We start from the raw sequence: 26,552 nt of genomic DNA on the forward strand, positions 1-26,552 counted from the left end.
CCTTCACTTCGGCTCCGCCGGTTTCGGCAACAGCCGGGCGACGGTCACCAGGAGCACGACCACGACAAGGGCGAGCGCGCCCCAAAATGCGACGCCGCCCTGGAGCTGGCGCAGGACGCCGCGCCCGAAGCCTTCCGCGGCGACCTCCTCCGCGCCGAGGCGGGCCGGGCTGCGCGTGGCGGTGAGCAGCGCGCGCGCGACGAGGCTGAGATCGTAGCGTGGCGCGGCGCTCCGCGGGTTGCCGTAGGCCAGGGAAAAACCGTCGGTTGCGTCTGTCCGGAAAACCAACCGGACGACCGGATGATCGGCTTTCACGCCCGCGAGGACGAGGGCGGGGTTGTCGCCGTTGTCGGTCTCCAACCACAGCGTGGCGTTGCGCGGCCGGCCCGTGAGCTCGAACACACGCGTGGGTCGCGAGCCCGGTTCGGGCGTGCGGTGCCACGGGCCGGAGGCGAGGGTGATCTCTTGGGTGCGGCCGTCATCGCGGGTGACTTTTTCGTAGAGGCGGAACTCCCGCTGGAAGAGCGTGGTTTCGGTCGCCAGCGTGAGGCGCCGGAGGGGCAGGCCCGCGTGCGGAAGTTCCAGCCGCCAGATGCTGACGGTGGGGCGCTGCGGGTCGGGTGCCGGCGCGACGGTCAATGCCAGCGAGCGGGCGAGGGCGGGGCGTTCGAGCAGGTAGGGAATCTGTTGGCCGGCGCGGAGCAGGCGCAGGTCGGCGAGATCGCTGCGGGTGCCCGCGAGGGCCGCCGCATCGAGTTCGAGCTCCTGCACCCCGGGGCTGGCGAACTGCACCGGCTTGCGGCGCGTCCAGCCGGACGGATCGAGGGGCGCACCGGTGAGCGGCACGTCGGGCAACGGCGTCTCGGCGCGCGGTTGGTAACCCGGCATGGGCTCCAGCGGTCCCGGCGAGACGAGGGCACCGCCGGCCGAACGCAGGTCCCCGGCGAAGGCAGCGAGATCGTAGCGCGGGGCCTCGGCCTGCGGATTGCCGGTGAGGAGGCGGTGGGAACCGGCGCTGGCCGCCGGGAACAGCACGCGCACGGGATGGCGCCGCACTCGCAGTCCGGTCACGGACAGCGGGGGCGAATCGCCATTATGGATTTGCACCAGCAGCTCGTGCGTCTCCGGGGTGTGATTCAGCCGCACGTCGAGACGGGCGCGGGGCGGTGCCCCGTCCACGGCCACGCGGTAGATCATGCCCCCACCGACCAGGCGCTCGCCGGACTCGCCGTCGCGCACCTCGCGGACCGCCACGGTCACGCGGCGCATGAAGACGGGTTCGGGCGTGTCGAACTCAAGTGTGGCCAGCGGCGCATGGCGGCCGGCGAGATCGACCGTCAGGAGCGTGGTGTCGGCGAATTCCTCGCGGGCGGTGATGCGGGCGCCGACGGGGAGGTTTTCCACGGCGGGGCCGGCCGACTGCAGCAACGAGGCGCCGGTGAAGGGCACGGTGGTGCCGCGGACGGTGAGCCGGATCCAGCGCGCGGTGCGGTGACCGAGCGGGATGTCCAGTTTCTCCCCGCCCCACTGACGAAAGAGGGGCACGCCGTCCTCCACGACGGTCCACTCCTGCCGGTCGGAGGAAATCTCCACCTTGGCCGCCCTTAGAAAATAGGGATGCGGGGTGGCGAGCGTGACGGCGGCGAGGTGGCCCGCCAGGCCCGTGGCCAGGGTGATGACCGTGTCCCCGTCAAGCAGGCGTGTCTCGAACGCGGTGGCCGGGTAAAGGACCGCCGATGGCGCCGTCGGACGGTCCAGCAACAGGGCGGTCTCGCGTCCGTCCGGCCCCAGCACGCGGAGGTCGGCGAGGTCGGGCCGGGCGGCGTCGAAGGTCGCATCGGGCAGCGCCAGGCGCACGACGCCGGGCTCCTCGACAGTGAAGGACTGCTGGTACCGCCACTCGGTAGGCACGAGGGCTGCCGTGGCGGTGGCCACGGCGAGCGCGGCCGGCAAGGCGGCGTTACGAAGTGGGCGGAGGAGTCTTTTCATGGACGGGGAGGAACCGCTGGTAGGCGAAGGAGGCGAGGATCGCGATGACGGCCACGGCCATGAGCGCTCCGACGCGGTACAGGGCCTGCAGGCGCGCGAGGTCGTGGAAGAAGAGCTTGAAGAGCGCGACGCTGAGCAGGGCAATGGCGGCATAACGCGGGGCCCGCTGGCCTTTCCAGATGCCGGCGCCGAGGAGACCGAGGGCGAACAGCGCCCAGGCGATGGTATAGGTCATGTCGCGCGCGAAGCTGCCGCTGAACTTGAAGGTCAGGGTGGCGGCCCCCGGGGTCGTGAAGAAGTCGGCGATCTGGATGTTGAGCAGCAGGAAGGCGAGGATCACGGCCAGGGTATTCAGCAACGGCGGGGCGGTGATCCCCAGCACGCGCTCCCGCGGCGGCGCCAGCAGCCGGGCGCCGAGGAAGAGCGCGGCGATCACCAGGCTATAGGCGTAGAGGTACCAGTTGAGGATCGGGGTGTCCCCGCGCACGTGGTAGGAGAAGACCGCGCCGTTCAGGGTGAGGCGCACGAAGGCCACGCCGAGCAGCACAACGCCGGTGGCCCGCAGGCCCGGATGCGGGAGGCGGTGAAATAGCCAGAGCAGTGCCACGCCTTCCAGCGCCCAGCCGATCGTGATCCACTGGCGCTCGAACTGCAGCGGAAAGATGAGCGTGATGAAGAACAGCGTCGCGCCGCCGAACCAGGCGAGCTGGTTGAGGCGCTTGGGGTTGTCAGCCGCACCGCCCTTCAGGATGGCCCCGAGGCTCAGGAGTGGCGGGACGGCGAATAGGGCTGGCAGCAAGCCCATGAATTCATTGGGGGAGGCGGTCGCGATCACGCGGTGCACGAGCGGAAAGTGCGCGATGCCGGCGAGCGCGGCCACGGCCCAGGGGCCGGTGCGGTCGGCGAAGGTGCTTTTGAACAGGAAAGGATAAACCGCGAAGACCGCGTAGAAGCCGAGATACCAAAAGAGGGGCAGGGCCGGGGCGGCGGCGCTGAAGTGGCGCGAATGCCACGCGAACTCGAGCGCCGCGACGCCCGCCAAGGCGCAAAGCGGCAACCAATCGATCCGCAGCAACCGGGCGAGACCGAGCGTCAGCGCCACGAGCAGCAGCGCCAGGCCGAAGATCATCGACGGGTCCGGCACGGCCAGCCGGGCGCTGGCCATGATCAGGAGCAGGAAGGGCAGGAGGGAGGAGAAAGCTGGCAACTGGGCCTGCACGTTGCCGAAGACTTGGTCCGTGGCAGCACCCGCGCCCGCCGGCAGGCGGTCGCCGAGGCGGCGGGCGAGCCAGAAGCTGGCGGCGAAGAAGAACACGGCAAAACCGCCGATGGCCAGCAGCAGCGTGAACGGCAGGTCGAGTCCGGCGGGGACGCGGAAGAGGCACAGGCCGGTGGCGATCAGGGTGAGCACCAACACGGCGGCGACGGAGGCGAGGGAGGCCGTGGCCACGGCGAGGCCGATGGCCAGCACGTCGATCAGCAGGATGGCCGGCCAGATCACGAAGGGCACGGCATCCAGCTGCCAGATGGGCAGCAGCAACAGGAGCAGCGTCAGCGGGGCGAACAGCTGGCTCCAGCCCGTGCCGCCTGCCTCGGGCCGCACCCGCTCCAGCCAGAGCGGGAACACGGTGTGCAGGCCGGCAAAGCCGAGATAGAACGCCAGCGCCCAGGGCAACCGGGCATCGGTCAGGTGGCCACCGGTCCAGAGGCCGAGCAGGGCGAAGGCCGCCAGGCCGGCGAGGACGTGGATCCGGGGCAGAAAGTCATCGCGCCAGGCCAGGCTGAGCAGCGCCGCGTCCAGCAACAGCACGAAGCCGAGGTAGAGCGGGACCTGGCCGGCCACGGACGGGAAGCTGAGAAAGTACAGGGCGTAGGCGAAGCCGACGAGGGGCAGCGCGGCGGCGGTGAGTGAGAACGCGCGGGAGCGCAGGTCGCGGCGGCGCGCCAGCTCGGCGGCGGCGAGATAAAGCGCCGTGGAGCCGAGGCAGACGATCATGGCGACGGGGCTCTTCTCCGCGTTGAAGAACCGCCCGGTCCAGCCGAACAGCATCAACACGGTGCCCGCCGCGCCCATCGGCACCAGGTGGCGCCAGCCGGTGCGCAGGGCCACGGCAATCAGGCCGGCGTCCAGCAGGGCGAGATAACCAAACAGGCCGACCGGGTTGTCCCGGCCGGTGGAAAGCAGCACCGGGGTCAGGAACCCGCCGAGCATGCCGAGGATGGCGACGACCTGGGCCGGCAGCCGCACAGCGAGGATGAAGGCCGTCGCGGTGATCAGTACCATGAGCAGGAAAGTCGGCACCGGCCCGAAGAATGCGAAGTGGTAGACCGAGTTGCAGGCGAAGGTCACCGCGTAGAGCGAGACCACGCCCGCCGCGATGAGCGTCTGCGCCGTGATGCGGTAGCGCTCGCGATCAAGCTTCAGGCCGCCGATGATCAGGCCCGCGCCGGTGAGGAAGCCGAGGGCCACGCGCACCTCGGGCGGGATGAGGTCATGCTCGAAGGAATATTTGACGAAGAACGCGACGCCCAGGAAGAGAGCGAGACCGCCGAGCCAGGCGAAGAGCTTTGCGCCCATGAACTGTTCCCAGTTGATCGCCGGCCGGTCGGGGGTGGCGGGCGGTACATACACCGGCACCGTGGGCCGGGTAGGTGCGGGGATGACCGGTGGCAGGAGAGGCGGCTCGATGACCGAGGGCGTAACGATGGGAGTGGAGGTCGCCGCCGCCGGCATGACGGGCACCGGCGCCACGACCAGCGGAGGTGGGGGCACGACGACCGCGGCCACGGCGGGGGCGGGCGCAACCGGTGGGGTGGGTTGGGGCGGGACCGCGGCCGGGGCCGGCGGGCGGGCGCGGAGATCCCGCAGTTCGTTTTCGGCGTACCCGAGGCGCTGCCGGAGCGAATCCACCTCCGCGTCATGGCCGCGGATCTTCAGGATCGTCCAGAGCGGGAGGATGATCAGGGTGGCGACAAGATAGATCAGCAGGAGGATCAGCAGCGTTTCCATGGGAGCGGGAGGTCGGCGCTCAGCATACCCGAAGCCGGGCGGGGACCGTTAATCGAATAAACTGATGCGGCCCATCGACCGGAAGGGTGGACCGGGGCGGCACGCGGAACGGGCGGTGAGGGAGTGGGTCCGTGACGGGGACACCAAACCGCCGGCCCCACCGGCTGGCAAGCGCAGGCTCGGGACGCAAAAAAGGCGGGACCAGCGGCCCCGCCTTGTTCCGTGGGTCGGTGCGCTTACCGGCCGCGCAAGGCGCGCAGCGTGGCCTGGCCGCGGGGCTTGGCCGGCTCGGTCAGGGAGGCGAGGCCCGCCACGAGGTCGCGGATTTCGGCCTTGGTCAGGACCAGGGCGGCGATCTCGGGCATCGCGGACGGGGCGGATTCAACCGACTTCACCTCGGCCGCGGGGATTTCCAGGGAATCCTGCTCCGCGGTCTTGAGCCGCACGCCGCGCGCGTCGCGCTGGAGGAGGGTGCCGACGATGCTCTCGCCGTTCTGGCGGGTGACCGAGACGATTTCAAAGCCCGCGGCAATCTTGGCACTGGGCTTGATGATCGACTCGAGCAGGTATTCGCGCGACTCGCGGGCACCGATCCCGGCCAGGTCCGGGCCGGCGTCGCCGCCACCGTATTCACCGATCCGGTGGCAGCGCATGCATTGCATGACCGGGTGGCTGGCGAAGATGGGGCGGCTTTTTACGGCATCGCCGCCCTCGAGAGCGACGCGGAACGGGGCGAGCGGATCGGGATCCGCCGCCAACGCGGCCTCGCGGGTCGCGAGCACCTGCTTGATGCGCGGGTCGGCGCGGAGCGCGGCGGCGTCGAGCAGGTCCAGCTGGGCGGCGGCGGGAATCCGGCCGGCCGCCAGCAGTGTGAGCTGGGCGAGGAGGAGTTCGTCGGCGGCCGGATCCTTGGCGTCGCCCAGGGCGCGGAAGGCGGTCTGTTGTTCGCGCGTGGTGCCGCGTTCGACCAGGGCGGCGAGCACGGCCACGGCTTGGGCGGGTTGCAGGCGGCTGATCACGGGCAGGGCGGCGAGCCGGAGATCGGGCAGGTCGCTGGCAGCGGCCAACTGGGCGCTGGCCATCAGGCCGGGGGCGTCAAATCCGTCGAGTGCCTTGAGGGCGGCACTGCGCACGCTGGCGGACTGAGCGGGGTCGGCCACGACGGCGGTGAGGGCGGGGACCGCGTCCTTCAGGCCCAGCGAGCTGATCGCCTTGAGCGCGGCGAGTTGCACGCTGTCCGGTACGCTGGCACCGAAGAGGCCGTCGAGGACGGGGAGGAGGGCGGCGGTGGCGACTTCGGCCGGCCGGGTCTTCTCGGCGAGCGGCCGGTAGATGCCGACGAGCCGGTCGCGGGCGGGCGGGGCCGGCCAGAGGGAAAGCAGGACGAGCGCCTCCTCGCGGATCGCCGGCGAGCCGCCGCGGGCGGCGAAGGTCGCGAGGGCGGCGGCGTTCTCGGCGGTGCCGAGGCGGAAGTGGGCGTTGAGCGCGCGGAGCAGCACGGCTTCGTCGTTGATCCGCTGGCCGGTGAGACCGGCGAGCGCCGCGTACGCGGCGGGGACGGGGGCGTCGTTGATGGCGAGGGCCGCCTCGCGGACGACCGCCGGTTCCCGGTCGGCGAGGAAGAGGGCGAGATGCGCGCTTTGCAGGCGGCGCAGGGCCAGCACGGCGGCCAGGCGAACCGGGGCGGAATCGTCTGAGGCGAGCGCCGCGAGCGCTTCGGTCGTCGCGCAGCGGGCGAGGCTGAGCGTGAGCGCGTGGCGCAGGGTGGCGTCGGTGTCGGCATTGGCGCGCACGGCGGCGATCAGAGCGGGCGTGGCGGCGGCCACCTGGATTTTGCCGAGCGCTTCGGCGGCGAAGAATTGCACGCGGAGCGACTCGTCCGCGAGCGCGGCGACAAGCGCATTGGCGGCCGCGGCGTCGCGGAGGTCACCGAGGGTCTTGGCGGCCTGGGCACGGATCTCGGGGTCGGCGTGCTGCAGCAGGGGACGCAGGACCGGCAACACGGCCGCATCCTGGCGGGCCAGCTGGCCGAGGCCCCACACGGCGTGGCGACGGGCGAGTTCGGAGGCGCCGCTCAGGGCGGTGGCGAACCGGGTCACGCCCGTGGTGCCGCGCTCGGCGAGGGTGTACTGGGCCTCGAGGCGCACGCGCCAGTCGGCGTGGGCGAGGAGAGCGGCCAGCTCATCGTCGGATTTCTTGGTGAAGTCCGAGCCGATGAGCGCCTGGATGGCCTTGAGCGCGGGATCGTTGGCGCGGGTCGGATCGGCGATCGTGTAGATGCGGCCTTTCTTGGATTTCGGCCAGCCCTCGGCCCAGTCGGAGTAGTAGAGTTTGCCGTCGGGACCGAAGCGGACGTCCGTCGGCAGCGCGCCGGTGAGGAAGGGCGCGGCGGTCTCGACCGCGTAGGAGGCACCGGCGGGTTTCAGTTTGTAGCTGAAGATGCCGGAGTTGGAGATCGCACCCTTGAAGTGCGTGATGAAAAGGTGGCCGGCGTACGCGGGGGTCAGGCCGGTGCCGGGGTAGTACGCGATGCCGGAGGGGCCGTCCTCGATGTTGCAGATCGGCGGGACCAGGTAAGCAGGCTGGCCGGCGTGGCGCGGGTGCCAGAGCTTCTCGGTGTTCCATGGGCCGGCGTTGCCGCGCGGGGCGAACTGGTAGCCGACGCGCCAGCCGCTGTCGCCGCCCTCGACGACGTGCACAAGGCGTTCCTCGTCGCCCTGGTCGGAGTCGTTGTCCCCGGTGAAGAGGTCGCCGAATTCGTTGAACGCGAGGGACTGCGGGTTGCGCAGGCCGTTGGCGAAGAGCTCGAGGCCGGAGCCGTCGGGCCAGCAGCGGAAGACTGCGCCGGTGTCGGGGGTTTCGACGCGGCCGCCTTCCTTGGTCGGCACGCTGGCGCCGCGGTCACCAATGGAGAAATAGATCCGGCCGTCGGGCCCGAGGGTGAGGCCGTGCAGGTCATGGCCGGTGAAATTAAAGCGCACGCCGAAGCCGCGGAAGACCTCGGTGCGGGTCTCGGCCTTATCCTTGCCCGTGAATTTCCAGAGGGCGGGGATGTTGGTGAACCAGACGTCGCCACGGTGGGCGAGGACGCCGGAAGCGACGCCGTCGAGCGGGCTGCGGAAGTTGTCGGCGTAGACGGAAGATTTGTCGGCGGTGCCGTCGCCGTCGCTGTCCTCGAGGAGGACGAGGCGCTCGGACTCGATCGAAAGTTGCTTCACGCCCTCCGGCCCGAAGTGCCGGGTGACGCTGGCCAGCCAGTCGTCCTGGTTGCGGTTGGCGAGGTCGTCCTCGAGGGTCCACATGTAGCCGCGGATATCGAGGGTGCTGGAGCCGTAGCGGTGGGTCTCGGAGACGAAGACCCGGCCCAGGGCGTCGAGGTTGAAAGCGACGGGGTTGCCGAACATCGGCTCGGCGGCCCAAAGGTGGGCGGTGAGGCCGGGGGGCAGCTGCATGCGCCCGAGGGCGAGGCGGGCCTCGTCGGAGGCGGCTTCGATCACCGGCTCGGGGCGGCGGTCCTCCGCGGCGAGTTGACCGCGGGCGGCGGTGGCGCCGCTGGTTTCAGCGGCGGCGAGCGTGGGGGCAAGGTTGAGGAGAGCCAGGACCAGGATGACGGGCATCAACCGGCTGGCAGCGGGGCGGGGTAGGCGTGGCAGCATGCAGTCGCGAAAGCTAGGGCTCCGGCCTCGAATAGCAAGGGGCGGCGCGCGGGTTTTTCCGTCCTAAGAACGCGTGTTTCCGGGTGGAGATGGCTTGCCGCAGGTGGCCGGTTCCGGCGGGATGGCGCCATGAGTTTCATCGTGTGGACGAACCATGTTTTCCGGCCCGAGGCCCTGGTGCTTTTCCGCGAGGCGCTGGCGGCGGGCGGGCACCGGTTGGTGGTTTCCCCAAGGCCAGCCCGATGGTGCTGGCGGCCGGCGGGGCTGACCCGACTCTTGAGGAGGCGGAGGTGGCGTTCGGCCAACCCGACATCGCACAGGCGATGGCCTGCCCGCGGCTCAAGTTCATCGAGCTGAGCTCGGCCGGCTACACCCGCTATGACCGGGGTGATTTTCGCACCAACATGCAGGGGCGCGGCGTGGCCGTCACCAACGCCTCGCAGGTCTTCGCCGACCCGTGCGCCCAGCACGTGTTGGCGCAGATGCTGGCGCTGGAGCGCAACCTGCCGGTGCAACTGCGCAACCAGGATGGCCCGCGCGAATGGCGGTACCTCGAGGACCGCTTCACGAACGGCACCCTCACCCGCCGCCGCGTGCTCCTGCTGGGTTACGGTGCCATCGGGCGCCGGCTCGCCGCGCTGCTGCAGCCCTTCGGGACCCAGGTCTCCGCGTACCGGCGCACGCCGGGGGCGGAGGCGGGGGTGACGATGGTGGACGCAGCCGGCCTGCCCGCGGCCCTGGCGGCGGCGGACCATGTCGTGAACATCCTGCCCGATTCCCCGGCGACCACCGGCTGGATGTCGGCCGCGCGGTTTGCGCAGATGAAGCCCGGCGCGCGTTTCTACAACATTGGCCGGGGCACGACGGTGGACCAGCCGGCGCTGATCGCCGCGTTAATTTCAGGCCAGGTGGGGGCGGCCTACCTCGATGTGATGGATCCGGAGCCGCTGCCACCGACTCATCCGTTATGGTCCGCCCCAAACTGCTTCATCACCTGTCACATCGGCGGCGGCACCCGGGACCAGGATGAAAACCTGGCGGCCCATTTCCTCGCCAACCTGGCGGCCTTCGGGCGTGGCGGGACGCTGACCGACCGGATCATGTGAGCCGGGCGCCGGCGGGTCGACCGGGCTGGTCCACCCCGGCGCCGGGAACCTTGACGGGGTAAAAACGGTCTGGTTTCCCTTCACGCACGGGGTCACCCGTCGGCTGCGCCCACCCCTGCTTTCCCCTCCACGCCAAATTCCGGGAATACTTTCACGGCCCCTGTCCTCCTATTGGTCCAATCCTTTCCTGCTGCCCGTGGCATGGTGCCGTCGTGGCGGTTTCGAAACCCAAAATCCAAAAATCCAAAATCCTGCTCCCATGAACAAATCGAAGCGTCTCATCATCACCGCGGCCGCCCTGGCCGGTCTCTATGCTGGCGGTCTCGCGGTCAAGGCCACCGCCGCCGAATCCGGCGCCACCACCCCGTCCGGCGAAAAGGCCAAGGACGCTTGCAAGGGCAAGGACGGCTGTAAGGCCAAGGAAGGCAAGGATGGCTGCAAGGGTAAGGACGGTTGCAAGGCGAAAGAGGGCAAGGACGCCTGCAAGAGCAAGGATGGCTGCAAGGGCAAGGACACCTGCAAGAGCGCCGACGGCAAGGACACCTGCAAGGCCAAGGAAGGCTGCAAGGCGAAGGAAGGCTGCAAGAGCAAGGACGGCTGCAAGGCCGCCGAAGAGAAGAAGTGATTTCCGTCCGGCGATCCGCGATTTCCGCGGGCCGCCGTTGATTTTCCGGAGACCGGGCCCCGCGGCCCGGTCTCCGCTGGTTTGAGATGGAGCCCGCTCCGTGAGCGGGCTTAACCTGCCCGGAGGTCAGGTTCCACCTCCCCGAATTTCGTTTCCCCTGTCATGCCCGCCAATCCTTACAACGGCTTCACCGACTACGGCATCGGCCTGGGGCTGCGCGTGCCGCACTACGACCACATCCTCGCGGAAAAACCGACGGTGGACTGGTTCGAGATCATCTCCGAGACCTTCATGGTGGAGGGCGGCCGGCCGCTGGAAGTGCTCGACCGCATCCTCGCCCAGTACCGGGTCGTCCAGCACGGCGTGTCGCTGTACTTCGGCTCGGCGGACAAGCCGGACCGCGCGCACCTGAAGAAGCTCAAGGCTCTCACGCAGCGCACGAAGACGCCCTGGCTTTCCGACCACCTCTGCTGGGGCAGCGTGGATGGCACGTACTCGCACGACCTGCTGCCGATGCCGTACACCCTGGCCGCCGCGCGGCACACGGCCGAGAAGATCCGCATGGTGCGCGATTACCTGGAGCTGCCGATTGCGGTCGAAAACGTCAGTTCCTACACCGAATTTCATGTCTCCGAGATGACCGAGTGGGAATTCCTCACCGAGGTTGTCGAGCGGGCCGACTGCGGAATCCTGCTCGACGTGAACAATATCTACGTCTCGTCCAAGAACCACGGCTTCGATCCCTATGAGTACGTGAACCACGTGCCGCACCACCGCGTCGCGCAGATGCACATCGCCGGGCACACGAAATTCGAGAAGTACATCCTCGATACGCACGACCATCCCGTCCTCGACCCCGTGTGGCAGCTCTACGCCCACGCCATCCGGAAGTGCGGCGTGACCGCCACGCTCCTCGAGTGGGACGACAAGATCCCCTCTTTCCAAGAAGTCCACGACGAGGCCCTCAAGGCCAATCAGTTCATCGCCCAAGCCCGTGAAGCAAAAATCCCCCTCCCGCCGAAAACCCGCCGCACCCGCCCGCGTTGATTCCTCGCGCGACCTGGCCGGCCTGCAGCGGGCCGTCTGGGGGCTCGTGTCCCAGCCGCTCACGGCGCGCAACCGCATGCGGCCGCGCACGCCCGGGGGCCGGTCCACCGCGGCGGTGGCGGGGGAGATCGCGAAGCCCAACGACCGGCTGACCGCCTTCGAGCGCCTCGAGATCTACAACCGCATGTATTGGTTCCGCGTGCTCGACAGCCTGGCTGAGGACTGCCCGGGCCTGCGCGCCGTGCTTGGCGAGCGGAAATTCCTGCGCCTGGCCGAGGCTTACCTACAGCGATATCCCTCGCGTTCGTACACGCTCCGGAACCTGCCGGCCCGCCTGGAGCGGTTCATCCGCGAGGAGCCGCAATGGACCAAGCCGCACACCGCGCTCTGCCGCGATCTCGCCCGCTTCGAGTGGGCGCAGGTGGAGGTGTACGACGGGGCCACGTTGCCGCGCTTCACGGTGGAGGATCTCCGCGGGGCCAACCCCGCGAGACTCCGCCTGGCGCTCCAGCCCTATCTCCAGCTGCTGCTGCTCGACTATCCGGTGGATGACTTCCTGATCGCCATCAAGAAACGCGAGGCGCTCCTCCGCGGGGACGCGAGCAATGCCCCGACGGGGGTGCGGACGACGAAGAAGGTCCGGATTCCGCGGCCGAAGCGCCAGCGCTGTGCCGTGGCGGTGCACCGGCTGGATGGACGGATTTATTTCAAGCGGCTCGAGCCCGCCGCCTGCCAGGTGCTGCTCGCCCTCCGCGCCGGCCGGCCGCTCGCCGCCGCGCTGGCAGCGGGCCTGCCGGCCCGGTCCCGGCAATCCGGCGAAGCGCTCGCCGCGCAGGTGCAGGGCTGGTTCACCACGTGGATGCAGCTCGGGTGGTTCTGCCGGCGGACCTAGGGAGTAGGCGGCGGGCTGGCTCACGCCACGGTCGTGGCGCCAGTGAGCTGGCCGCCCACGGGTGAGGGAATAATGGCGCGGATCAACGCTCTCATTCACACTCATCACACCCATGCACCTTCGTCCCTTGCTCGCCAAGTTTGATACCGCCGCCGCTTATCTCCAATCGCCGCTGCTGCTCGCCCTCCGCCTCTACTGGGGCTGGCAGTTCGCGCAGACCGGTTGGGGCAAGCTCATGAACCTCGACCGCACGGCGGGGTTCTTTGCCTCGCTCGACATCCCCCTGCCCAAGCTCAACGCCGTGATGGCCGGCGGCACCGAGTGCCTGGGCGGCGTTTTGCTTTTGCTCGGGCTCTTCGCCCGCCCGGCCGCAGTTCCGTTGATCTTCACCATGCTCGTGGCTTACGGGACGGCCGATCGTGACGCCTTGAACGCCATCGTCAGCAATCCCGACGAATTCGTCACCGCCGCCCCGTTCCTGTTCCTGCTGGCCTCGCTCATCGTACTGGCGTTCGGGCCCGGCAAGCTCTCGCTCGACGCGATGCTAGGCAAGGGCGGCGGGGCCTCGAAATAAACCAAGGCATCGCGGGCGGGGTCGCCCGCGCTCTGCGATTGCGGGAATGGAGCCACGGCGACCTCGCCGTGGTCCGGCGTCACGCCTGCGGCCGGAAGAGGTCCTCGTAGGCGTACAGCAGCGCGCCGAAGAACAGCGGGATGGTGAACACCACGCCGATACCGAGGCCGATAAGGCCCAGCATGCCCAGGATGCCCGCGCAGATGAGCAGGAAAAACATGCTGAACCAGCGCCGGGTGATGACGCGGCGGCTGACCTCCAGGGCGGTCCACGGCGAGAGTCCCTGATCGATCACCAGCGCGTAGGCCAGGATCCACGAGACGCTCAGGTACACCATCGGGATGACACCGACGGCCATCCAGCCCAGGGCGAGCCCGCTCATGACCGGCATTTCAAAATTCTCGGGGGTCGCGCTGAGCCCGGCCTGGAACAGGGCGATAAACAGCGGGCCGAAGAAGACGGCCATCACGACAAACGAAACGACGTTCAGGATGAGCCCGGTGAGCATCAGCGGCACGAAGGCCTTGGAGAAGCCGGCGAAGACATCGCCGACATCGCGCGGCTCGCCGCGGATCTTGCCGATATAGAAATAATAGATGCCGCCGGTGAAGACGCCGGTGAGCAGCAGGCTGCAGATGAAGCCCACGAGCGGGATCATGTTGGCCACGAATTGGACGATGAGCGCCAGCAGCGTGATGCCGACCAGCGGCAGGAAATTGCTTTTCCACAGTTCGAAGCTGCGGGAAAGGCAGCTGAACAGGTCGAAGGCCGCGGCCTGACCGGCCAGCCGCGCGGAGATCTCCGCCGGCGTGCCCGCCAGGGGGGCCGGGCCAGCCGCGGGCGCGAAGGCCGGGGCGGTGACGGGAGGTTCGCCGGGCCCCGCCGGGGTGGGGGTGGGGGCGCCGCCGAACTCGGGGAAGTCGCCCAGGGTCTGCCAGACCGTGCCGTCAGCGCGGCGGGCCTTCGTGGCGAGGTTGGCGCGACCGCCGAGGATCCATTCCTTGACCTTGGCTTCCGCCACCGGGCCGTATTCCTTCCCGTCTGCTCCGAGGATGGTGAACATAGTGGTCGCAGTCTGCGGGGACGGGGCGGAAGGTCAACGTTGGCGTGGCGACCCGCGCTCCGGTGCGCCGTGGGTAAACTCTCACTCGTCGCCGGACTTCTCCCGCACCCGCTGCCGCAGCGCCTTGGTGAGCTTTTTGAAGTCGGTCTTCTGTCGGCGCGACGCATCGGGGTTTACCCGACGGATCTCGTGGGCCGTGGTGCGCTGCATGCGCAGGTAGGTCTGCCAGCGCACCGGCTCGAGCGAGCCGTCGGCCAGCGCGGCGCGCACGGCGCAGCCGGGCTCGACGGTGTGCGCGCAGTCGCGGAATTTGCAGCGGGCGGCGACGGCGGCCACGTCGCCGAAGGCGGCGTCGATCCCGGCGGCGGCGTCCCACGGCGAGAGTTCGCGCATGCCGGGGGTGTCGATCACGATCACGCCGGAGGGGGCGACGATCAGCTCGCGCTGGGTGGTCGTGTGCCGGCCCTTGTTGTCCGGCCCGCGCACCTCCTGGGTGTCCTGCAGGTATTCGCCGACGAGCCGGTTGATGAGGGTGGATTTGCCGACGCCGGAAGAGCCGAGCAGGGCGACGGTGCGGCCGGGCTGCAGGTAGGGCTGCAGGGCCTTGAGGCCGCGGCGGGTCTGCGCACTGATGACATGGATGGGCACGTCGCGGCAGACCGCGGCCAACTCGGCGAGGATGCCGGCCGTGTCCTCGTTGAGGTCGACCTTGTTGAGCAGCACAACCGGCTCGGCGCCGCTGGCCCACGCGGCGGCCAGGTAACGCTCGAGGCGGTGCAGGTTGTAATTTCCATCCAGCGCGCTCACAAGGAACACGATGTCGATGTTGGCCGCGACCACCTGCTCGTGGTCCTGGTCACCGGCGGCCTTGCGCGAGAAGCAGGTGCGGCGCGGCAGCACGGCGTGGATGCCGGCCCGGGTGTCGTCGCCGGACTGCGGGATGATCGCCACCCAGTCGCCGATGGCGGGGTAGTCGGCGGCGGTGCGGGCGTCGTGGATGAACTTGCCCGTGCATTCGCCCAGCCGGGCGCCCTCCGCGCCGGTGACCTCAAAGAAGCCCTTCAGCTCCAGGGTGACGCGCGCGGGCACGGCGCCGGCGGCGGCATGAGGGGCGAAGGCGGCGGCGCAGGCGTCGTTCCAGCCAAGTTGGGCGAGGGTCACGGCGCGAGGTTGCCAGCGTCGGCCGGGCGGGGGCAACGCTACGTTTGCCCGCGCCGCGACGGGGGGGTGGGGGTCAAGGCGCGGTGAGCTTACCGCAAGGGATGCGAAGGCAAATGCCCCAAACGGCCGCACTATAGGGTATGCCCCAATTGTCCCACGCCATTGAGGGTCGGACACACCCCTCGTCCACCCCTCGCCCCACCCCGCTTCCCCCACGCGCCTCCCCGCGGTCCGGTCCGCCGGATGAGCCCGGCTTGTGGAAATACCCCGGTGTTGCCCGCTCGGGCAGCCTCGTCCTCATGTCGGTCCTGGTCTCGGCCGGCCTGCATGCCCTCGTGCTGCTGGGCTTCAACCACCGCGCGCCGCCGCCTCCCCCCGTGATCGTCGATGACGGCCCGCTGATCCAGATGGTCATGCCGGACATCGAGGAGGAGGAGGAAAAGCCCGTCGAGACCCTCGACGACATGGTGGAGGCCGACGCCCCCGCGATTTCCGTCCCCATGCTGGTCGACGTCCCGACAATCGTCCCGGTGGACGCCTTCGTGCAGCCGCTCGACTTTACCCCGGTGGTGACGGTGGACCCCAATTCCGTGCGCATGTCCGCGATCCCGGTCAACATCGCACGCGGCAGCGGCACGGGCGAGAAGCTGGGCAAGATCTTCGACATTTCGCAGCTCGACCGCCAGCCGCAGGCTGTCTTCCAGCCGGCCCCGGTGTTCCCGGTGGACCTGAAGAGCACCTACTCCGAATCGGCGGTCACGATGGAATTCATCATCAACACCAAGGGTGAGGTCCTCATGCCCCGCGCCGTGGCCAGCCAGCACCGGCGCTTTGAGGAGGCCGCCATCGCCGGCCTCCTGAAGTGGAAGTTCAAACCCGGCGCCAAGGGCGGCAGGCCGGTCAACACGCGCACGCAGATCACGATCAAGTTCCGGGTGCTGAAAGACTGAGCACCACTTGGCGGCAGCCAGCCGGCTCAGGCCGGGGCGGCGACCGGCAGGGGGCGCCAGAGCAACGCGGTGTGCCCGACGGCGCCGACGCACAGGCACGGCGCCGCTTGCTCCACGGTGGTGGTGAGCGCCGCGCGTTCATGGCGGTCCTGCCCCCCGGTGAAACGCAGTTTCACGAGCTCATGCGTGGCGAACTGCCGGTTCAACTCGGTCAGGAACGCCGGGCTGACGCCGTCTTTGCCCAGCCACGCGCCGTCGGCCATAGTCTGGCCGAGGCCGCGCAGCTTGGTCTTTTCAGCACCGGTGAGGGAGGGAAGGGTCATGGGGGGCAACTTGGCCACGGATTGCGCGGATGGTCACGGTTAAAACCGCCGTGCGCGGGATTTACTCGCGGGCGAACTCTCCCAGCGGGAGTTCGCGCCAGTGACCCGCGGGCAGGTCGCCCAGGTCCAGATGACCGAAACGCGTGCGGTGCAGCGTGAGCACCTCGGCCCCCTGGCTGCCGAACATCCGGCGCACCTGATGATACCGGCCCTCGGTGAGCGTCAGCGCGGCGGCGCGGGGACCGAGGACGTCCAGCTGCGCCGGGGCGCAGGGCGTCGACTCGTCTGGCAACACGAGGGTGCCCGCGGCAAAGAGTTCCCTGAGGCCGGCCGGCAGGTCGGTGGCGAGGGTGGCGTGATAGACCTTGGGGACCTTGTGCTTGGGTGAGGTCAACCGGTGGACGAGGTCGCTTTGGTCGGTGAGGAGCAGGAGGCCGCTGGTGTCCTTGTCGAGCCGACCGATCGAGGTGACCAGCGGGTTGCGCGCACGCCAGCGCGGCGGGAGCAGGGAGTAGACGTTCGGGCCCTCCCGCTCGTCGTGCGAGCAGACGAGGCCCACGGGTTTGTGCAGCAGGAGCAGCAGACCGTCGGGGTGGTCAAGCGGTTCCCCGTCCACGCGAACCGCGGTTGCGTCCGCCTTGGCGCCAAAGTCCTTTTCGATTTTGCCCGCGACCGTCACCCGACCCGCCCGGATCCACTCGCGGGCTTCCCGGCGGGAGCAGTAGCCGAGGTTGGCAAGGAGCTGGTCGAGACGGCGCATGGGGGTGCATTAGCCATGAAACGCGGGGAAAAGCCATGCAAAGAATATCGCCCCATTTTTGTGCCTTTCCGCGACGCTTTGTGGTTTTTCATCCGTAGTTTTAGAACCCATGCGCTGGATACTCCTTTCCCTGACGGCGGTCGTGACCCTGGCCTCGACCCTGAACGTCGTGCGCGCCCCCGACTCGACCCTGGGGTGGAAGCTGGCGCTGGTCGTCGGTGAGTTCGGACACTGGTTGGTGCTGGTGCCCCTGGCCCTGGCCGGGGTGGCCGGTTGGACCACCACCGGTTCCTGGCGGCTGGCGATCCTGGGCGCTTGCGCGCTGGCCGTTGCCGCCCTGGTGCGGCCGGCGGTCAGTGCCGCCCGGCTTACGGACCGCTTTGACTGGGTGCGGCTCTACCGGCTGGGTGCGGACCCGCGCGGATCGGTGCGCCCGGAGGTTTATGCGCGGCCGGGCGGACAGGCGATGAAACTGGATTTTTATGCGCCGACGCTGCGCAAGGATACCACGCGCCGTCCGCCGTGCCTCGTCGTGATCCATGGCGGGGGGTGGGATAGTGGCGACAATACGCAGCTCACGGCCTGGAACCACCGGTGGGCGGCCCGCGGCTGGGCGGTGGCGGCCCTGAATTACCGGCTGGCACCGGTGCATCCTTGGCCGGCGGCCCGTGACGATGTGCGTGCGGCTATTGCCTGGTTGAAAGCGAACGCAGACCGCCTCGGGCTCGACCCGGACCGAGTGGTGATTCTCGGCCGGTCGGCCGGCGGACAGATCGCGACGGCGGTCGCCTACTGCGAAACCGACCCGGCGGTGCGCGGGGTGATCGCGTTGTACGCTCCCCATGACATGACTTTCGCCTGGGGCGTGTCACGGGAGGACGATGCCTTGAATTCGGTCAAATTGATGCGCCAGTATTTGGGCGGCCCGCCCGATACCCCCGAGCGGATTGCGCTTTATGAATCCGCCAGCGGACAGCAGCTGGCGGGGAGGCATTCACCGCCGACGTTGCTCGTACACGGCTACCCCGACCGGCTCGTCTGGTATCGGCACAGCCGGCGGCTGGCGGCACGGCTGGAGGAACTCGGGGTGCCGCACACGCACGTCGAGCTGCCGTGGGCGACGCATGCCTTCGACTACAATCCCGATGGGCCGGGTGGCCAGGTGGCGGATGCGGCGATCACGGAATTTCTCGATCGGGTCGGCCGGTAGACGGATGACGGCGCGGCGGTCGCGGTGCCACGGCGGGGTCCATCCTTCGCCAGGCCTACGGACGGCAGGCTGCCGTGGCTCCAGAAAGAAAAAGGCTACCGGCCCGCACCCTTGACCTTGGTGCGCACGCGCAGGAGGGCCTCGTCGGCGGTCATGTAGAACGTCATGTGGTCGGCGTCGCCGAAGGCGCAGTTGGCCGTGGCGCGACCGGTGAGGATCGAGCCGAGGTGTTTGCCCTCGGGGCTGAGGATGAGCACGCCGCCGGGTCCGGTGGTCCACACGTTGCCGTGCTCGTCCACCTTCAGCCCATCAAAGGCGCCGCGGCGACCCTGCTTCATCAGGGCGCTGCCATCGAAGAAAATCCGGCTGGAGGCGACGGTGCCGTCGGCGTTGAGCGCGTAGGCCTTGATCCAGGGTTCCTGGCCCTCGCTGCTGGCGACGTAGACGGTTTTCTCATCGACGGATAGCGCGACCCCGTTGGGGCGGTGCAACTCGCGGGCGATGACGGTGAGCTGGCCATCGGTGCCGAGGCGGAAAACACCTTGGAAAGGAATCTCCTGCTTGAGGTCACCCGGCAGGCCGTAGGGCGGGTCGGTGAAGAACAGGTTGCCCGCGCGGTCGAAGCAGAGGTCGTTCGGGCTGCTGAAGCGGCTGCCCTCGAAGCGATCCACCACGGTCTCAAAGCTCTTACCGTCGGCGGCGAGACGGGCAACGCGGCGGTCGCCGTGCTGGCAGAGCGTCAGCCGGCCTGCTGGGTCGAGCGTGAGGCCGTTGGAGCCGCGCTCGCGGCCATTGTATTGGGTGCCGGTGAAGCCGCTCGGTTCGAGGAAAACGGAGATACCTTCGCCGTCCTTCCAGCGGTAGACGCGGTTCTCGGGCACGTCGCTGAAAAGCAGGGCGCCCTGGGCCGGCACCCAGATGGGGCCCTCCGACCAGTTGAAGCCGGAGGCGAGGTGCTCGATGACGACATCGGCGGCAAGGAGCGCGTCGAGGGCCGGGTCCAGCCGCTCGATGGTGGCCTTGGCATCCTTGGGGTAAGGTGCGGCGGACGAGGTGATCGGGGCGGGGGCGGCGGTGAGCATGACGGCGGCGGTGGTGAACGAGGCCAGGACAACGGGGGGTAGTTTCATGGGGTGGGGATGCGCCGATGATGCATCATTCGGCGGGCCGCGCAAGCGGGAGGCGCGTCACGCGCGCGGCCCGCTTGCCTTGGACATTCTAAGGAAGAGGCTTGCTTCCTGCCTTAGAATGTCTAGGTATAGGGCATGGCCGCCAAATCCGACCTCCTCCAGGGCACCCTCGACATGCTGGTGCTCCGCGTCCTCAGCCGCGGCGAACTGCACGGTTGGGGTATCACCCAGAAGCTCGAGCAGCTCTCCCGGAGCGCGCTCCAGGTGGACGAGGGCTCGCTCTATCCTTCGCTTTACCGGATGGAGGAGAAGGGCTGGATCGAGGCCGAGTGGAAGCTGACCGAGAAGAACCGGCGGGCGAAATACTACACGCTGACCCGCGCCGGCCGCAAACAGCTGGAGGTGGAGCAGGCCGGCTGGGACCGCATGACGGCGATCATCGCCCAGGTGATGCAGGGGGCCTGAGGTTAAGGGAAGGAGATCCAAACATGAAATTCTTCCGCAAACTCCGCGCGCTCTTGCGCAAAAGCCAGCTCGAGGCCGACATGGCCGAGGAGATGCGGTTTCACCTCGAACAACGCGCGGCGGACCATGCGGCCGACGGCCTGCCGCCCGAAGAGGCGCGTTACGCGGCGCAGCGCCGCTTCGGCAACGTGGCGAGCCTGCAGGAGCAGGCGCGGGAGGGGCGGGGGTGGCGTGGGCTGGAAAATTTCCTGATGGATCTGCGGCTGGGCGGGCGGTCACTGCTGAAATCCCCCGGCTTCACCCTCGCCGCCGGCCTCACGCTGGCGCTGGGCATCGGGGCCAACACCGCCATGTTCAGTGTGCTGAACGGCATCATGCTGAAGCCGCTGCCGTATGCGGAGAACGCGCGGTTGGAGAGCATCCATCGCGTCACGGCCCATGATCCCGAGGGCGAGTTCTCGGTCGCCGACTTCCTCGATTTGCAGCGCGCGGCGGGCGGCTACGGCGAGGTCGCCGCCTTTGCCGGGGGCGATGTCAGCCTCGCGGAATCCGGCCAACCGGCCGAGCTGGCCGACGCCATCCGGATCACGCCGAATTTCTTTTCGCTGCTCGGGTTCCGCCCGCAGGCCGGCCGCGATTTCCGGACGGATGAAGCCGTGCCCGGACAGGATCGCATTCTCATCATCAGCGAGCGGTGCTGGCAAAAACGCTTCGGTGGCCGGGCCGACATCATCGGCCGCACCGTCCGCGTGGACGGGGAACCGCACGAGATCGTCGGCGTGCTGCCGGCCACGTTCAACGACTGGCGTCATCTCGGCTGGGTTGACCTGTTCCGGCCGCTCGCTTTCGCCGGGGACAAGCCGGCCGACCGGCGGAGCGAGGAACTGACCCTCATCGGCCGGCGGGCGGCCGGGGTGTCCGCCGAGGACGCCGCGGCCTTCATCGCCGCCTTCGGGGCTCGGCTCGCGGCGGATTTACCGGCGATCCACGCCGGGACTTCGTGGCGCTCCACTTCTCTTCACGCCACGGCCGTGGGCCGGAGCGGACCCTCGTCGCTGGCGATGCTGATCGGTTTGTCCGGCTTTGTGCTGCTGATCGCCTGTTCCAATCTGGCGAATCTCCTCCTCGCGCGCACGATGGCCCGCGCGCGGGAGTTCGCGGTGCGCGCGGCCATGGGGGCTTCCCGGGTCCAACTGCTGCGCCCGCTGATTGCCGAGTCGCTACTACTGGCGGCGGCAGGCGGCAGCGGCGCGCTGCTCGTCGCCGTGTGGGTGCGCGACTGGCTCGCCCTCCGCTCCACGGGCGACAACGGCGAGCAGGTTTTCTTCGCCCTGGACGGCCGCGTGCTCGGCTGGGCGCTGGCGGCCTCCCTCGCCACGGTGCTCGCCTTCGGGCTGGCGCCCGCGCTGTTCGCCCTGCGGCTCGATCTGAACGGCACGCTGAAAAGCGCGGCGCGCGGCGCGACGGGCGGTCGCGGGCATCAGCGTTTCCGCAGTTTTCTCATCGTCGGCCAGTTTGCCCTCGCGATGGTGCTGTTGGCGGGCGCCGCCCTTTTTATCCGCGGGCTCGACGACCTGAACCACCGGCGCGCCGGCTGGAGTTCCGAGCAACTCGTCACCGGGAACTTCGTGCTCCCGGCGGCTGGTTACGGCGACGCGGCCAAAATCACCGCCTTCCACCGGCTCGCGGTGGAACGCCTCGAGGGGTTGCCCGGGGTCGCCTCGGCCAGCCTCTCGACCGTTGCGCCGTTCTTCCGCTGGTCGGACTCGCGCCGCTTTGTGGTCGCCGGGCGCGACCTGCCACCCCGCGGCCAGGAACCGGCCGCCGTGGTCAATTGCATTACGCCCCGCTATTTTGAAACCGTCGGCACCCGCCTGCTCGCGGGCCGGGCCTTTGGCGGGCAGGACACCGCCGCCGCCCCGATCGTTTTCATCATCAACCAGGCCATGGCGACGGGCTTGTTCGGAGCCGAGGATCCGATCGGTCGCCGGCTCGCGCAAGCCGGGGGCGACACGCTGGTGTGGGGCGAGATCGTCGGTGTCGTGGCCGACGTGAAATCCATCTCCCCCGACCCGGGCCCGGTGGACTACCAGGTGTACCAGCCCATGGCGCAGGAGCCGGGCCTGGCCTGCGAGCTCACGGTGCGCGTGGCCGAGGGGGCGCCCGCGGTGCTCCTCGATGCCATCCGTACCACGGTCACCGGGCTCGATCCCGACCTGCCGCTGCGCAAGCTCCAGACCGCGGACGCCCGGATCAATCGGGCCAATTACCAGCTCGGGGTCCTGCGCGACATGCTCACCGGTTTCGCCCTGCTGGGCCTGGGTCTGGCCTGTCTCGGGGTTTACGGCGTCATCGCGCGCACCATGGCGCAGCGCACGGGCGAGTTCGCCATCCGGCTCGCCCTGGGCGCGAGCGTGCGGGACATCACGCGCATCGTGCTGGGCAACGGCATCAAGCTGGCGCTGCTGGGCTCGGCCGTCGGGCTGCTGGGCGCCTTCGGGGTCGCGCGGCTCATCGCCACCGGGTTTCCGGGTATGCAGCTGAACAGCCTGCCGGTGCTCGTCGGTGCCACCCTCTTGTTGACGGCGGTCGCGCTGCTCGCCTGCTGGCTGCCGGCGCGGCGAGCGGGCCGGATTGATCCCATGCTCGCGCTACGGGCGGAGTGAAGCCGTGCCGGTCCCCCGCCGGCCGGGCTCTCACCACGCGCAGCGCACGCCGCCGAGCACGAGGCGCGGGGTGCCGGTGTTCACCAGGCCGTCGGCGCTGCGGCCGGTCTCGATGCGTTCGTCGGTGAGGTTCTCGGCATTGAGGAATAACTCCACCTTTTCGGTGAGCTGATAACTCGCGCCGAGATCGACGATCAGCGCGGCTCCGAGGCGCAGCAGGTTTTCGTCGTCCTCGAACTGCCGGCCCAGGAAACGCACGCGCGGGGTGAGGGTGACAGCCCGGGCCGGGGACCAGGACGCCCCGAAGGCGGCGACGTGCTGCGGTACCTGGGCGAGGCGCCGGCCGGCGAGGGCCGGGGCGGCGCGGGCCACGCGTACGGTGGCATCGTTGTACAGGTAGTCGGCGGTGAGCGAGAGGGCGGCGGCCGGCGTCCATCGGGCCCAAAGCTCGAGGCCCTGCACGCGCGTGCGGTCGAGGTTCAGCCGCTGGCGGCCGAGCCCGCCGGCCGGCACGAAGCCAACGATAGGGAAGGAGCCGGGGCCGCGGTGGAGCGTGACGTTGCCGACGGCGTCACGCAGGTCATTCCAGAATACGGCCGCGCCGAGGGCGAGGGTGGGGCTGGCGTAGTCGACGCCGAGCTCGGCGCTGGTGGCGCGCTCGGTGGCCAGAGCGGCGTTGGCCTCAGTGATCACATTGCCGACGCGGAACGGGCGGTAGAGTTCGTTGAGCGTGGGGCGGCGGAAGGCATGCTGCGCGGCAGCGCGCACGCGCCAACCGGGGGCGGCGGCCCACACCAGGCCGGCGCTGGGGGAGAATTCCACGCCGTCGCGGTCGGCGTAGGTGTCGTGGCGCAGGACGTTGCCGGTGGCGCGCTCGGTCTCGCGGCGGTGGCCGGCGAGTTCGCGCCAGGCATCGAGCCGGCCGCCGAGGGTTGCGCGAAGACCGGGGGCAAGCGCACGTTCGTGCAGGGCGAAGAGTCCGGCGATTTCCTGCGTGCCGCCCGCGACACGCTCGCGGGTAAAAGCGCCGGCGCTGTAGGTATAATGTTCGCGGGTCTCACCGCGCACGCGGCGCCAGTCGAGGCCGGCGCTGGTGCGGGCGTCGGGCGTGCTCTTCCAGACGCCCGTCCACGCCGCCCCGTATGCGGTGGCGGGCACGGCAAACTGGTTGCTGGCGGGGGTCTCGGCGGTGCGGGTGGGGTTGACCGAGCTGAAGGTGCTGGCGAACGACTGGTCCTGCGCGTAGGCGAGGGCCTCCCACGCGAAATCGGCGCCCGGTTGCCGGGCGAGGCTCACCGAGGCAAAATCCTCGCGGGATGAGTTTTGTTGGTAGGGCGTGCCGTTGTTCCGGTCCTCGTCGTAGGTGCGGGCGGTCACGCTGAGCTGGGTGCCCGGCGAAATTTCCTGCCGCCAGCGGCCGGCGAACCAGCGGTGCTCGCTGGCGGCGGGCCGGTCAATCGCCCCGCGATCCTCGGGGGTGACGAGATGGAATCCATCCGTCGCGAAATCGCGGGCCGAAAACTGGAAGGTGCCGGCCCCCACGGGCTGGTTGACGACGACCTCGGCGCGGTGGGTCGCGAAGGAACCACCCGCGACCGCGAGCCGCCCGGCGGGAATTCCCCTTGATGAGTCACGTGTTGGCGCGGTCTCGGTGAGCAGCTGCACGATGCCACCCAAGGCGGCGTTGCCCCAGGCGGTGGCGCCGCCGCCGCGCACGACCTCGGCGCCGGCGAGGGCCTCGCGGGGCACCTTGCTCCACGCCACCCAGCCACCGAAGGGATCGTTGAGGGGCACGCCGTCGAGCAACACGAGCGAGCGGCTGGCGCCGCTGGGTCCCAGCCCGCGCAGCGACACGCCCTGCGCGGTGGGATTGGCGGAGAGGCTGTCGCTACGGCGGAACAGGCTGAAGCCCGGCACGGCGCGCAGCGCCCCATCGGGGGTGGCGGCCGGGCTGGCGCGCAGCTGGTCGCCGGAAAGGAGCGCGACGGAGAACGGCACCTGATCCGGGGCCTCGGCCGTGCGGGCGGCGCTGATGACCACCGTCGGCAGCACGATCGTCTGGGCGGCCAGCGGGAGCCCGCCGGCGAGGGCGAGCAACAGGAGAACGGGCCGGAGCGGGGCGGAAGGCATGCGTGCCGGCAACCTGCCCGGTATCGCGGCCGTGGCAAGTGCGGGCCGGGCCGGACCGGGATGAATAAATAGGCTCGCCTCGGCCCCGGCGTTGCGGGATGGCTGTCGTCCTATGTCCAACTGGGAATACAAGATCATCAGCAGCGGCAAGGGTGGCTTCGCGAGCCCGGCGCTGATGGAGAAATTTCTGAACGACCTCGGGCAGGAAAACTGGGAGATCATCAGCTTCCACCAACCCGCCGACAACGCACTGGCCTTCCACGGCCTCGCGCGCCGCTCCACGCAAAAGGACTGGACGCTGGAGGACGCCGCCAAGGCGGCCGCCCGCGCCGAGGCCGACAAGCTCCGCGCGGAGTTCGAAGCCAAGTTCAAGGCCGGCGCCGGCCAGGCCGCGCCGGAGGAACCGGGCGAGACCTTCCTCGCCGATGAAAAAACCGTCGCCGGCGGTGATCTCCGCCGCCTCCGCGACACCTCGCGCGACGACGACCTCGACGCCCCCGAGGCCGAGGAGGGCGCCGCGCCGAAGGACGAGTGGGACAAGCTCGCCGAGGAAGACGAGCTGCCGACCTTCTTCGATGCCCTGCGCCCGCACATGCGGCGCAACCAGCGCGGCCCCGGCATGAGCGTGGGCCTCGATATGCTCGCCAAGAAATGGTCGCTCGACGAGTCCGACCTCAAGACCGCGCTCGTGGAGTGCGGCCTGCAGATCCCCGCCGACGAGAACGCCAAGCCCGTCTACGCCGAGTACGAGGGCGAACTCTACTGGGTGAACATCAACCGCCGCGGCGAGATCTGGATCAACCTGCGGGACAAGCCGCAGCCCGTCTTCCGCGTCGTTCAGGCCAAGCGCCTGGAAGGCCAGGACGAGCCCGCCGCGCCAGAAGCGGCCGGGATTGAAAATGGGGGCGGGAATTTGCCTCCCGACGGATCAGGCTCCGATAATTTCTCCGGCCAGCAGGCTTTCGTCCCCCGCGAGCAGCGGCCGCAAAACCAGCCGCGGCACGAGCACCCGCAGGAGCCGCGCGGCCCGAAGACCTTCCTCGACAAGATCCGCGGCATGATGCGGCGCAACCGCCGGGGCCACGGCATGTCGGGCAGTTTCCAATACCTCACCAAGGCCCTGAAGACGGACGAGGCCGGTTTGCTGGCGCAGCTGGGCGAACACGGCTTGGCGCTCGTCGAGGGCGGCCAGCCGGTCGAGACCGTCGCCGGCGACTTCACCTACTGGCTCAACAAGAACCAGCGCGGCGAAATCTGGATCAACGCGGAGCTCAAGCGGAAGGACCGTGGCCCGAGGACGGAAAACCCGGTTTCGCCCGGCCCTGATGCGGCGAGCGGCGAACCGCAACCGGCGGGGGCGGTGGAAGCACCGGCTCCTGGCGCCGAGGGCGCGGCCCCCGGGGCTTCGTCCACGGAGACCCCGGCGCAACCGTCACCGGGCGAGACGAACCCGGCGCCCGTTGCGACGCTCCCGCCCGAGAACACCCTCACCGCGGTCCGCCTCCTCATGGAGCCGAAGAAGCGCGGCGAGGGCGTGACCGCCCTCGTGAGCGAACTCGCGACCAAGCTGGAGAAGACTTCCGAGGTCATGGCCACGGTGCTGGCCGCGGCGGGCCTGACGCCGCCGGACTCCCCGAAGGGCAAACCGACCTTCGCCGAGCACGGCGGCGAGCTCTACTGGCTCAACGTGAGCGCCAAGGGCGAGCTGTGGCTCAACGCCAAGCCGGTGGCCGCCACCAAGAAAGCCCGCGGGAAGAAATCCGCGGAATAAGGGGCGCCGTTCACGCCGGCCCGG

Annotated in this window: 19 protein-coding genes; 10 read left to right on the forward strand and 9 right to left on the reverse strand. The window is 69.5% G+C overall.

The window, feature by feature from the left end; all coding sequences use genetic code 11:
- Positions 1–3 precede the first annotated feature (3 nt).
- The 3 genes from Verru16B_RS07750 to Verru16B_RS07760 form a co-directional block, all read right to left on the reverse strand.
- A complete protein-coding gene (locus Verru16B_RS07750) occupies positions 4–1,989 on the reverse strand; it encodes a DUF3999 family protein (protein WP_157772330.1) in 1,986 nt (661 codons plus the stop codon).
- On the reverse strand, positions 1,961–4,999 hold the full coding sequence (locus tag Verru16B_RS07755; protein ID WP_069961745.1) for a DUF2339 domain-containing protein: 3,039 nt from the start codon (positions 4,997–4,999) through the stop codon (positions 1,961–1,963). The genes Verru16B_RS07750 and Verru16B_RS07755 overlap by 29 nt, the downstream gene beginning before the upstream one ends.
- Positions 5,000–5,235: 236 nt before the next feature.
- Positions 5,236–8,655, reverse strand: coding sequence for a PVC-type heme-binding CxxCH protein (locus tag Verru16B_RS07760; protein ID WP_157772332.1), 3,420 nt, complete (start codon positions 8,653–8,655; stop codon positions 5,236–5,238).
- A gap of 242 nt (positions 8,656–8,897) precedes the next feature.
- Between Verru16B_RS07760 and Verru16B_RS07765 the strand changes: the two genes are divergently transcribed.
- The 5 genes from Verru16B_RS07765 (at position 8,898) to Verru16B_RS07785 (ending at position 12,899) form a co-directional block, all read left to right on the forward strand.
- The gene (locus tag Verru16B_RS07765; RefSeq protein ID WP_157772334.1) at positions 8,898–9,761 is read left to right on the forward strand and encodes a D-2-hydroxyacid dehydrogenase; all 864 of its coding nucleotides are present in this window, start codon (positions 8,898–8,900) and stop codon (positions 9,759–9,761) included.
- Positions 9,762–10,020: 259 nt separating this feature from the next.
- On the forward strand, positions 10,021–10,386 hold the full coding sequence (locus Verru16B_RS07770) for a hypothetical protein (protein ID WP_069961747.1): 366 nt from the start codon (positions 10,021–10,023) through the stop codon (positions 10,384–10,386).
- Positions 10,387–10,548: 162 nt separating this feature from the next.
- The gene (bufB, locus tag Verru16B_RS07775) at positions 10,549–11,433 is read left to right on the forward strand and encodes an MNIO family bufferin maturase (protein ID WP_069961748.1); all 885 of its coding nucleotides are present in this window, start codon (positions 10,549–10,551) and stop codon (positions 11,431–11,433) included.
- Positions 11,381–12,325, forward strand: coding sequence for an HvfC/BufC N-terminal domain-containing protein (locus Verru16B_RS07780; protein ID WP_083270191.1), 945 nt, complete (start codon positions 11,381–11,383; stop codon positions 12,323–12,325). Before bufB ends, Verru16B_RS07780 begins: the two co-directional genes overlap by 53 nt.
- Before the next feature lie 112 nt (positions 12,326–12,437).
- Positions 12,438–12,899, forward strand: coding sequence for a DoxX family protein (locus Verru16B_RS07785; protein ID WP_069961749.1), 462 nt, complete (start codon positions 12,438–12,440; stop codon positions 12,897–12,899).
- Positions 12,900–12,978: 79 nt separating this feature from the next.
- On the opposite strand, the gene Verru16B_RS07790 is transcribed toward Verru16B_RS07785, so the two are convergent.
- Positions 12,979–13,962: a hypothetical protein gene (locus Verru16B_RS07790; RefSeq protein WP_069961750.1), complete on the reverse strand. Its 984-nt coding sequence runs from the start codon at positions 13,960–13,962 to the stop codon at positions 12,979–12,981.
- Between the two features lie 81 nt (positions 13,963–14,043).
- Complete coding sequence (gene rsgA, locus Verru16B_RS07795; RefSeq protein ID WP_069961751.1) at positions 14,044–15,123, reverse strand: ribosome small subunit-dependent GTPase A; 1,080 nt, start codon at positions 15,121–15,123, stop codon at positions 14,044–14,046.
- A gap of 299 nt (positions 15,124–15,422) precedes the next feature.
- Between rsgA and Verru16B_RS07800 the strand changes: the two genes are divergently transcribed.
- Positions 15,423–16,073, forward strand: a complete 651-nt coding sequence (locus Verru16B_RS07800) for a TonB family protein (RefSeq protein ID WP_069961752.1) — start codon at positions 15,423–15,425, stop codon at positions 16,071–16,073.
- A 26-nt stretch (positions 16,074–16,099) separates the two neighbouring features.
- On the opposite strand, the gene Verru16B_RS07805 is transcribed toward Verru16B_RS07800, so the two are convergent.
- Positions 16,100–16,396, reverse strand: a complete 297-nt coding sequence (locus Verru16B_RS07805; protein WP_069961753.1) for a YhbY family RNA-binding protein — start codon at positions 16,394–16,396, stop codon at positions 16,100–16,102.
- A gap of 61 nt (positions 16,397–16,457) precedes the next feature.
- Entirely contained in the window at positions 16,458–17,156 is a 699-nt protein-coding gene (locus tag Verru16B_RS07810) for a pseudouridine synthase (protein WP_069961754.1), read from the reverse strand.
- 109 nt (positions 17,157–17,265) lie between these two features.
- Between Verru16B_RS07810 and Verru16B_RS07815 the strand changes: the two genes are divergently transcribed.
- Positions 17,266–18,366: an alpha/beta hydrolase gene (locus tag Verru16B_RS07815; RefSeq protein ID WP_069961755.1), complete on the forward strand. Its 1,101-nt coding sequence runs from the start codon at positions 17,266–17,268 to the stop codon at positions 18,364–18,366.
- A gap of 95 nt (positions 18,367–18,461) precedes the next feature.
- Here Verru16B_RS07815 and Verru16B_RS07820 read toward each other — a convergent pair whose 3' ends face one another.
- Positions 18,462–19,496: an SMP-30/gluconolactonase/LRE family protein gene (locus Verru16B_RS07820; RefSeq protein WP_083270193.1), complete on the reverse strand. Its 1,035-nt coding sequence runs from the start codon at positions 19,494–19,496 to the stop codon at positions 18,462–18,464.
- A 135-nt stretch (positions 19,497–19,631) separates the two neighbouring features.
- Here Verru16B_RS07820 and Verru16B_RS07825 point away from each other — a divergent pair, with 135 nt between their 5' ends.
- Both Verru16B_RS07825 and Verru16B_RS07830 read left to right on the forward strand, forming a co-directional pair.
- Positions 19,632–19,961, forward strand: coding sequence for a PadR family transcriptional regulator (locus tag Verru16B_RS07825; protein ID WP_069961756.1), 330 nt, complete (start codon positions 19,632–19,634; stop codon positions 19,959–19,961).
- A gap of 23 nt (positions 19,962–19,984) precedes the next feature.
- Positions 19,985–22,627, forward strand: a complete 2,643-nt coding sequence (locus tag Verru16B_RS07830) for an ABC transporter permease (protein WP_069961757.1) — start codon at positions 19,985–19,987, stop codon at positions 22,625–22,627.
- 30 nt (positions 22,628–22,657) lie between these two features.
- Here the strand turns inward: Verru16B_RS07830 and Verru16B_RS07835 are convergent, their stop codons facing one another.
- Positions 22,658–24,757: a TonB-dependent receptor gene (locus tag Verru16B_RS07835; protein ID WP_069961758.1), complete on the reverse strand. Its 2,100-nt coding sequence runs from the start codon at positions 24,755–24,757 to the stop codon at positions 22,658–22,660.
- 112 nt (positions 24,758–24,869) lie between these two features.
- On the opposite strand from Verru16B_RS07835, the gene Verru16B_RS07840 reads away from it, so the two are divergent.
- Complete coding sequence (locus Verru16B_RS07840; protein ID WP_069961759.1) at positions 24,870–26,528, forward strand: hypothetical protein; 1,659 nt, start codon at positions 24,870–24,872, stop codon at positions 26,526–26,528.
- Positions 26,529–26,552 lie beyond the last annotated feature (24 nt).

Source organism: Lacunisphaera limnophila (genome assembly GCF_001746835.1).
GTDB classification, from domain to species: Bacteria; Verrucomicrobiota; Verrucomicrobiia; order Opitutales; family Opitutaceae; genus Lacunisphaera; species Lacunisphaera limnophila.

Coding starts and splice junctions, on each gene's coding strand:
- Verru16B_RS07790 (WP_069961750.1), bottom strand. CDS start 13,962: ATGTTCACCATCCTCGGAGCAGACGGGAAGGAATACGGCCCGGTGGCG.
- Verru16B_RS07800 (WP_069961752.1), top strand. CDS start 15,423: ATGTCGGTCCTGGTCTCGGCCGGCCTGCATGCCCTCGTGCTGCTGGGC.
- Verru16B_RS07815 (WP_069961755.1), top strand. CDS start 17,266: ATGCGCTGGATACTCCTTTCCCTGACGGCGGTCGTGACCCTGGCCTCG.
- Verru16B_RS07825 (WP_069961756.1), top strand. CDS start 19,632: ATGGCCGCCAAATCCGACCTCCTCCAGGGCACCCTCGACATGCTGGTG.
- Verru16B_RS07830 (WP_069961757.1), top strand. CDS start 19,985: ATGAAATTCTTCCGCAAACTCCGCGCGCTCTTGCGCAAAAGCCAGCTC.
- Verru16B_RS07785 (WP_069961749.1), top strand. CDS start 12,438: ATGCACCTTCGTCCCTTGCTCGCCAAGTTTGATACCGCCGCCGCTTAT.
- Verru16B_RS07765 (WP_157772334.1), top strand. CDS start 8,898: ATGGTGCTGGCGGCCGGCGGGGCTGACCCGACTCTTGAGGAGGCGGAG.
- Verru16B_RS07760 (WP_157772332.1), bottom strand. CDS start 8,655: ATGCTGCCACGCCTACCCCGCCCCGCTGCCAGCCGGTTGATGCCCGTC.
- Verru16B_RS07810 (WP_069961754.1), bottom strand. CDS start 17,156: ATGCGCCGTCTCGACCAGCTCCTTGCCAACCTCGGCTACTGCTCCCGC.
- Verru16B_RS07835 (WP_069961758.1), bottom strand. CDS start 24,757: ATGCCTTCCGCCCCGCTCCGGCCCGTTCTCCTGTTGCTCGCCCTCGCC.
- Verru16B_RS07840 (WP_069961759.1), top strand. CDS start 24,870: ATGTCCAACTGGGAATACAAGATCATCAGCAGCGGCAAGGGTGGCTTC.
- Verru16B_RS07755 (WP_069961745.1), bottom strand. CDS start 4,999: ATGGAAACGCTGCTGATCCTCCTGCTGATCTATCTTGTCGCCACCCTG.
- Verru16B_RS07805 (WP_069961753.1), bottom strand. CDS start 16,396: ATGACCCTTCCCTCCCTCACCGGTGCTGAAAAGACCAAGCTGCGCGGC.
- Verru16B_RS07820 (WP_083270193.1), bottom strand. CDS start 19,496: ATGAAACTACCCCCCGTTGTCCTGGCCTCGTTCACCACCGCCGCCGTC.
- Verru16B_RS07750 (WP_157772330.1), bottom strand. CDS start 1,989: ATGAAAAGACTCCTCCGCCCACTTCGTAACGCCGCCTTGCCGGCCGCG.
- Verru16B_RS07770 (WP_069961747.1), top strand. CDS start 10,021: ATGAACAAATCGAAGCGTCTCATCATCACCGCGGCCGCCCTGGCCGGT.
- bufB (WP_069961748.1), top strand. CDS start 10,549: ATGCCCGCCAATCCTTACAACGGCTTCACCGACTACGGCATCGGCCTG.